The organism is Archangium sp. (assembly GCF_036389735.1).
In the GTDB taxonomy this organism is placed as follows: domain Bacteria; phylum Myxococcota; class Myxococcia; order Myxococcales; family Myxococcaceae; genus Archangium.
In genome coordinates this window covers 1-6727 of sequence record NZ_DASVWK010000594.1, presented here as the reverse complement: position 1 = coordinate 6727, position 6727 = coordinate 1, and the positions used below count along the sequence as shown (strand labels likewise).

Here is a 6727-nt window from a genome sequence, read left to right as displayed (position 1 = left end):
TACATCACCTGTGTAACCCGCGGTCCTGTCTTCCTGGACTCTGAAGTACCGCATTCGTGTGCTCCTCGGCTCAATCCTGGCAGTAGGGCACGAGTGGGCCATTCACTTTGAACAAGAACATGAGTTCGAACGCGAACCGCCAGATCTCCCCCGTAGTGGCTCCTGCGTTCTGCTTCTGGAACCGACGCCAGGCCTCGTTCCACTGGCCGCCGTCGGGCCCGCCACTGTCCAATCCCAGCCGCTGGGAGGCCTCGGCGAAGCGCTCGGTACGAACGATGAGGGTGGAGAACCGGAGGTCATGTCTCTTCACGGCCTCCGTCCTCGGAAGGCGTGCAGGCACTCGTGCCCTGCGCGGACCCGCCAGGGGTGGCACACGGGGGACAGGGTGCATCTTTGAAGTCGTGCTGAAGACGATGGGGGACGACATGCGAATCGGCGCGAGCGGGTTGCTTGCGGGAATGGCCGCACTGCTCCTGGGAATGCCGCGGGCGTCAGCGCAGGAGGATGCGCGGGAACCGGCGACTTCCGAGGAGGCGGAGGCGCAGCAGGAGATCGTGGGCGACGTGCTGTCGGTGGACGGGCGGGAGGTGCTCGTCTCGGTGCGCGGCGAGCCCGAGTTGCGGCTTCAGATGAGGCCGCGGACGGTGGTGCTCCTGGATGGGCAGATGGGCACGGTGGAGGACATCCGCGAGGGCAACGGGATTCGTGCCCTGTACCGCGTTGTAGGCGACGAGCCCGTGGCCTTCGTCGTGGAGGTGACCACTCAGGCCCAGGGGAAATAGGGTCGCCTGGTACACGGAGGGCGCGCCGACCACCTGGGCTCCGGGCCCCGGGTCAGGCATGCTGCGGGCGCATTCCCCGGAGGTCGCCCGATGAAGATGCTGCTGGTCGCGCTCCAACTCACCCTCACCCCACCAGTGCCCTTCCCGGGTGGGGAGGTGGTGGTCTCGACTCCGCCGGCCGAGAACGAGCAGGTGCGTGTCATCGAGTTCGTGGACGAACCCATCGTGTTCGAGCCGCCCGCTTCCGAGTGGGACTGCTTTCCGGATCATCGCTACGGTCGCTGGTCGCGCATCATCCGGATCCGGGAGGACTTCGACGACAAGGTGATGCAGTCGGTGGGGGAGATGTAATCCCGAGGGGCGGATGCTTCCGCCCCGGGCCGTGTAGAGTCCCCGGCCATGTGCGGCATCGCCGGAGCCCTGGACCTGAAGGGAACGCGCCTCTTCCCCCGGGAGCGGCTCGCGAGCATGGCGCTCGCCCTGGCTCATCGCGGCCCGGATGACGAGCACCTCCACCTGGAGCCCGGTCTGGCCCTGGCCACCCGCCGGCTCGCCCTGGTGGACCCCGTCGGTGGGCGCCAGCCGCTGTCCAATGAGTCCGGCGACGTGTGGGTGGCCAGCAACGGCGAACTCTACGATTACCCCGAGCTGCGCGAGGAGCTGCTCGCTCGGGGTCACACGCTCGCCTCGCGCTGCGATACCGAGGCCTGGGTCCACCTCTACGAGGAGCATGGCGAGGGCACCTTCTCGCGCGCCCGGGGCCAGTTCGCCGTCTCCTTGTGGGACCGCTCGCGCCGCACGCTGCTGCTGGCCCGGGATCGGGTGGGCATCTGCCCGCTGTACTACACCGAGCGTGACGGTTGGCTCCTCTGGGCCTCCGAGGTGAAGGCCCTGCTGGCCTCGGGGCTCGTCCCCGCACGCGCGGACGCGCGGGGGTTGAATCACCTCTTCTGCTTTCTCGCCGCCCCCGCCTTCCGCTCCTTCTTCGAGGGCATCCGCCCCGTGCCTCCCGGGCACTTCCTCGTCGTCCGGGAGGGCGCGGTGGTGTCGCGCCGCTACTGGGACCTCGACTTCCCGGACGCGGGAGAGGAGCGCCGTACCGAGCGTCCCGAAGCGCTGGTGGACGAGCTGGAGGCCGTGCTCTCGCGGTCGGTGGAGCGCCGGCTGCGCGGTGATGCGCCCGTGGGGGCCTACCTCAGCGGGGGCCTGGACTCCACCGTCGCGCTGGCGCTCGCCGCCCGGGTGCGGGGCACGGCCCCTCGGGCCTTCACCATCGGGCTGGAAGGCGCGGGGCTCGACGAGCGTCCCCATGCCGCCGCGGCGGCCCGGGCCGTGGGCGCGGAGCTCGACGTCGTGGCCCTGGGTCCCACCGCCATCGCCGACACCTTCCCCGAGCTGGTCGTCGCCACCGAGGCGCCCGTCTTCGACACCGCGGATGCGTGCCTGCTGCGCCTGGCGGGCCGGGTACGCGAGCGGGGCTTCAAGGCCGTCCTCACCGGGGAGGGCTCCGACGAGGCCTTCGCCGGCTACCCCTGGTACAAGTCGCACCACGTCCTCTCCTGGCTGGAGCGCCACGGGGCCGCCTGGGGCCCCCGACTCCTGCGCCGTGCCCTCTTCGGTCTGGTGGGGCCGGCACGCGCGCCCCTGCCGGCGCTCCTGGGCGAGGGACGGTGTGCCCAGGAGGACTTGTTCGATCCGCTCTCCCGCGCCCGGGGTTTCCTCTATAGCGAGGCCCTGTGGGAGCGGCTTGGTGACGCCTCACCCCTGGACGAGCTGGACCTGAACCACCCCCGGCGGCACCGCTGGCACCCGCTGCACCAGTCGCTCTACGTCGAGCACAAGCTGCTGCTGGCCGGCCACCTGCTGGCGGACAAGGGAGACCGTGTCTCCATGCACTCCTCGGTGGAGGCGCGCTACCCCTTCCTCGACGAGGATGTCGTCGCCTTCGCCGCGAGTCTGGCCCCCGAGTACAAGCTGCGCGGCCTGACGGACAAATGGCTCCTGCGCCAGCTCGCGGCGCGCCTCGTGCCCGAGCGGCTGGCGCGCAGGCCCAAGGCGATGTTCCGCGCCAACCCCGTGTTCCATGGCCTCCACCGGCCGCGCTGGGCCGAGCAGCTCCTGTCCGCCGAGTCCCTGCGCGCCTCCGGCTGGTTCGCGCCGCTCGCGGTGGAGCGGGCCCGGGCGCTCGTCGAGCGGCTGCCGGCGTACGCGCCCCGGCGCTACGTGCTGGAGGCGGGGCTGTCGGGCGTGGTGACGACGCAGTTGTGGCACCACCTCTTCCTGGGCGGTGGGCTGTGTGAGCTGCCCGTCTGGACTCCGTCGGTGCCCTCAGCGCAGCAGCGCGAGCACCTGCGGCTCGGGTAGCTCGCCGGAGCCGAGCAGCGGCGCGAGCGGCGCCGACGAGAGCGAGTGCCAGAAGAGGAAGCGGCGGGGACGCGGGTCGGTGCGGGCGAGGGCCATCAACCCCGCGGCGGCCTTGGCCGTGTAGGTCGTGTCGAGCACCACTCCGTCCCGCGCGAAGAGGGCCTGGGCCTCCAGGGCCGCCTCGGTGGGGTGCCCGTAGCCCGCGCCGAGCTGGTTCAGGTCCACCTCCAGTTCCGGGGTGGGGCGCGGGGGAGCGTGGCCGGGGCCGCTCGCGAGCGCCAGTGTGCGTCGAGCCATCCACGTGAGGGCCGTGCGGTTGGACGCCCACGCGCTCCACACCCCCACGCCCACCACCCGGCATGGACGGTCCACCGCACGCACGCCCGCGGCGAGCCCCGCCACCATGCCCCCGGAGCCGAGCACGCACACCATCACGTCCGGCCACGGAAGCCCTCCGTCCGCGTGCTGCCGTGCGAGCTCCTCCACCGCGCGCACATAGCCCAGCGCGCCCACGGGCGAGCTGCCCCCGGGAGGAATGAACCAGGGGCGGCGGCCGCGCAGCTTCAGCCGCAGCAGCTCGTGCGCCACCCGGGCGGCGGCCGTCCACTCACTGCGCGTGGGCACGAGCCGGCAACCCAGGGCGGCGGCGGCTCGCAGGGACTCCTCCGCCTCGGGCGAGTGAGGGCGGGGCACGACGAAGGCCGTCACCGCGAAGCCCAGGGCCCGCCCGTGCACCGTGGTGGCGAGGACGTGGTTGGAGCCCGCCGCGCCCACGAGGACGAGGTCCGTGGCCCCACGCGCTCGCGCCTCGGCGAGCAGCATGGCCAGCTTGCGCACCTTGTTGCCGCCGTACACCGGGTGCGTCTGGTCGTCCCGCTTCACGTACACCTCGCGGCCGAGGGCCTCCGACACGTGCCGGGCGAGCTGGACGGGGGTGGGGGTGAGCGCGACGCTCATGGCTGCAATCCACAGCGCGACAGGAGCGCGAGGGTGGCCAGGCACGCGTGCGCCCAGGGCAGGGCCCAGGGCCTCATCGGCTGGAGGGGCTCGCACGCGGGCAGCGTCCACAGCGCGTCGAAGTGCACGAGGAAGTCCGCCACCAGCTCGGGGCTCTCCACCTCCACGTCCGTCTCCCACCAGGCCCCATTGAAGGAGTTGGGCGTGTAGTTGGCCTGCCCGCCGATGAGGAGGGCCTTGCCCCCGGGGCTGACGAAGGCCGCCGTTTTCAGGTGCATCATCGTCCCCCCGCCGGAGCGGTGGACGCGCAGCGCGAAGCCGGGAGGCGCCCGCCGGCGAGCCGCTTCGAGCACGCGCCGGTTGACGAGCTGCCGCACGAAGAAGGCGGCCGACGCGGGCAGGGGCAGGGCGGCCGTGTCGTCGATGAGGACGCGCACCGACACGCCCCGCCGGGCCGCGTCGAAGAGCCGCTCCAGCATCGGCAGGTCCGAGAAGTAGGTGGTCGCCACGGAGATGTGGCCCCCTGGGGGCACGTGGTCGATGGCGGCCTCCAGCGCGGGGCGGATGGCCTCGTTGTCCAGCACCCGCAGCCGCGCGGATCTCGGCGGCGATGGAGGAAGGGCCGGGGCCTCGGGCGCCGTGAAGCGCTCCAGTGCCAGGGCGAGGGGCCGCGTCTCGTAGGGCAGGGGGCCCGGGGCCTCGCGGGAGAGCAGGGCCTGGAGGGCCGCGCGCCCCGCGTCATCGAGCCGCTGGGGAATCTCCAGCGCGAGCCGGAGTGCCTCGCGGGCGGAGTGCCACAGCGCCCGGGCCGGCTCGCCATCGAAGAGGAGGAGGTTCTCGTGCCAGTACGCCGCGGCGTCGAAGAGGTTGTGCGAGGTGACGGCGCCCCAGGCCCCCTGGTCGATGACGAGGTTCTTGCGGTGGTCCTCCACGTTGTGCAGCGACTGCCAGTGCTGCTGGCGGGCCACCCAGTCCTCGGGCCCGTGTTCGTGCCAGCGCAGGTGGAAGTCCATGCCGGGCAGCAGCGTACGGCGGGCCTCGAAGCGGGTATGGAAGAGGTTGGCGTTGAGGACGAGCACCCCGGCGCGCTCCAGTTGGTGGCGCACCAGGTCTCCCGGAATGCGCACGCGGGCCGGGTCATCGGGCGTGTTGGTGTCGAGCACCACGACGACGAGGACGTGCGGCTCGCGCCGACGCTTCTCGATGAGCCAGTCGGCCACCAGCTGCGCCTGCGGGAAGCGCCCGTGCCCCGGCCGCAGCAGCGAGAGGTGCCCATCCGCGGCGAAGAGGTACATCTGGAGCACGATGCTCTCGCGCGCCATCTGGATGAGCTCGTGGAGGCTGTGGGCGAGCCGTCGGGGCTCGCCCACGTAGGCCACCTGGGCCGTCGCGCTCACGTCAGCCTGTCCAGCACGGCGCGCAGCAGGCCCGCCCCACACAGCGGGGAGCTGGCGAGCCGCTTCGAGAAGCTCCGCACTCCCAGCTCGTCCGAGGTGGACAGGCGCTTGCCCTGGAGCGCCCGGCGCTGGCGTGCGGTGAGGCCCTCGTCTCGGGCGAACTGCTCCACGCCCCGCTTCCAGGCCCGGTCCATCTGCATGCCCACGCACGCCATCACACCGATCATCAACAGTACCTGGAGCCCCACGCGCCAGCGAGGCTGCTCCCGCGCCGCGTGCGCCAGGACACGCTCATCGAGGGCCACGTGGCCCCGCTCCTCGCGGGCGTGCAGGCGCATCACCTCGTGCAGCGGCGGGTAGGACTCCTCGGGGCGCTCGTCCATCACCACCGGGACGTAGAGCGTCATCTCCTCGAAGAGGGCCGCCAGCAGGAAGAAGGTGACGGAGGGCGAGACGCGCAGCAGCAGCCGATCCACCCAGCTCCAGTGGTGCATCCGCAGCCGACGTCCGGCATGGAGGTCCGGACGCAGCCGCTCCAACGCGAGGTAGAAGGCATCCACGTGGACGCGCTCCTCGTCGATGAAGCAGCGCACCCGCCGCTCCGGCAGGGGGCCGAGCCGCGCGGGGTAGCGCTCGAGGTACTCGATGACGTAGCGCTCGAAGTGGACGAAGGACTCGCAGCTGAAGCGCACCGAGAGGTGGTTGAGGCGCACCCGCTGCTCGGGGGTGAGGAAGGAGCAGTCCCCGCGCATGCGGTAGTGGTGCTCGGGGATGAGGAAGTGGTTGGGGACCGGGGGGGACCAGTCGATGCGTCCCCAGGCACCAGGGAGGGAGGCCGTGACGGGGGCGGCCGGAAGCGTGGCGGTGTGCACGCGTTCCGACTGTAGCAATCGGCGCGGGCCCCGGGCCAGTCCTAGCGCTGGGCCTTCTTCGTGTACTCGGCGGCGCACGCCTCGACCATCTGGTCGGCGGCGGCGGCTCCCTCCCAGCCGAGCACGCGCACGTCCTTCTCCGTGAAGGCGACGACCGCGGTGAAGAAGTGTGCCAGCTCGTCGCGCTCCCGGCGGGACAGGTCCTTGAGGTCCGTCAGGCTCTCCGCGCGCGCCGCGATGGTGGGGACGACGAGCAGCCGGTCATTGCGCTGCCGTCCGGTCCCACGCTTCTTCTTCTCATCCACCTTCAGCACGCCGAGCGCGCGGCAGGGCAGCACCACGCCGGGGTAGGTGG

The 6727-nt window shown here is 72.0% G+C and carries 8 protein-coding genes; 3 read left to right on the top strand and 5 right to left on the bottom strand.

Translation table 11 applies throughout. The annotated features are described in order from the left end of the window. Positions 1-70: 70 nt before the first annotated feature. Positions 71-310: a DUF2380 domain-containing protein gene (locus VF794_RS20800; RefSeq protein WP_331113053.1), complete on the bottom strand. Its 240-nt coding sequence runs from the start codon at positions 308-310 to the stop codon at positions 71-73. A 148-nt stretch (positions 311-458) separates the two neighbouring features. On the opposite strand from VF794_RS20800, the gene VF794_RS20795 reads away from it, so the two are divergent. The 3 genes from VF794_RS20795 (at position 459) to asnB (ending at position 3146) form a co-directional block, all read left to right on the top strand. Beyond that, entirely contained in the window at positions 459-782 is a 324-nt protein-coding gene (locus tag VF794_RS20795; protein WP_331113051.1) for a hypothetical protein, read from the top strand. A gap of 90 nt (positions 783-872) precedes the next feature. Next, positions 873-1133, top strand: coding sequence for a hypothetical protein (locus VF794_RS20790; protein WP_331113049.1), 261 nt, complete (start codon positions 873-875; stop codon positions 1131-1133). A 48-nt stretch (positions 1134-1181) separates the two neighbouring features. Continuing rightward, positions 1182-3146 carry an asparagine synthase (glutamine-hydrolyzing) gene (gene asnB, locus VF794_RS20785; RefSeq protein WP_331113047.1) on the top strand — a complete coding sequence of 655 codons (1965 nt, stop codon included), beginning with the start codon at positions 1182-1184 and terminating at the stop codon, positions 3144-3146. On the opposite strand, the gene VF794_RS20780 is transcribed toward asnB, so the two are convergent. The 4 genes from VF794_RS20780 to VF794_RS20765 form a co-directional block, all read right to left on the bottom strand. Further along, positions 3111-4103: a 1-aminocyclopropane-1-carboxylate deaminase/D-cysteine desulfhydrase gene (locus tag VF794_RS20780; protein WP_331113045.1), complete on the bottom strand. Its 993-nt coding sequence runs from the start codon at positions 4101-4103 to the stop codon at positions 3111-3113. The genes asnB and VF794_RS20780 overlap by 36 nt on opposite strands. Further along, the gene (locus VF794_RS20775) at positions 4100-5500 is read right to left on the bottom strand and encodes a phospholipase D-like domain-containing protein (protein ID WP_331113043.1); all 1401 of its coding nucleotides are present in this window, start codon (positions 5498-5500) and stop codon (positions 4100-4102) included. The genes VF794_RS20780 and VF794_RS20775 overlap by 4 nt, the downstream gene beginning before the upstream one ends. Continuing rightward, positions 5497-6372, bottom strand: coding sequence for a diiron oxygenase (locus VF794_RS20770; protein ID WP_331113041.1), 876 nt, complete (start codon positions 6370-6372; stop codon positions 5497-5499). The genes VF794_RS20775 and VF794_RS20770 overlap by 4 nt, the downstream gene beginning before the upstream one ends. A 41-nt stretch (positions 6373-6413) precedes the next feature. Further along, positions 6414-6727, bottom strand: a 314-nt coding sequence (locus VF794_RS20765) for an inorganic diphosphatase (RefSeq protein ID WP_331113039.1), incomplete at its 5' end; no start/stop codon positions are given.

Bases quoted from the DNA above. Each gene is read 5' to 3' on its own strand.
- VF794_RS20790 (WP_331113049.1), top strand. From the start codon at position 873: ATGAAGATGCTGCTGGTCGCGCTCCAACTCACCCTCACCCCACCAGTG.
- VF794_RS20780 (WP_331113045.1), bottom strand. From the start codon at position 4,103: ATGAGCGTCGCGCTCACCCCCACCCCCGTCCAGCTCGCCCGGCACGTG.
- asnB (WP_331113047.1), top strand. From the start codon at position 1,182: ATGTGCGGCATCGCCGGAGCCCTGGACCTGAAGGGAACGCGCCTCTTC.
- VF794_RS20795 (WP_331113051.1), top strand. From the start codon at position 459: ATGGCCGCACTGCTCCTGGGAATGCCGCGGGCGTCAGCGCAGGAGGAT.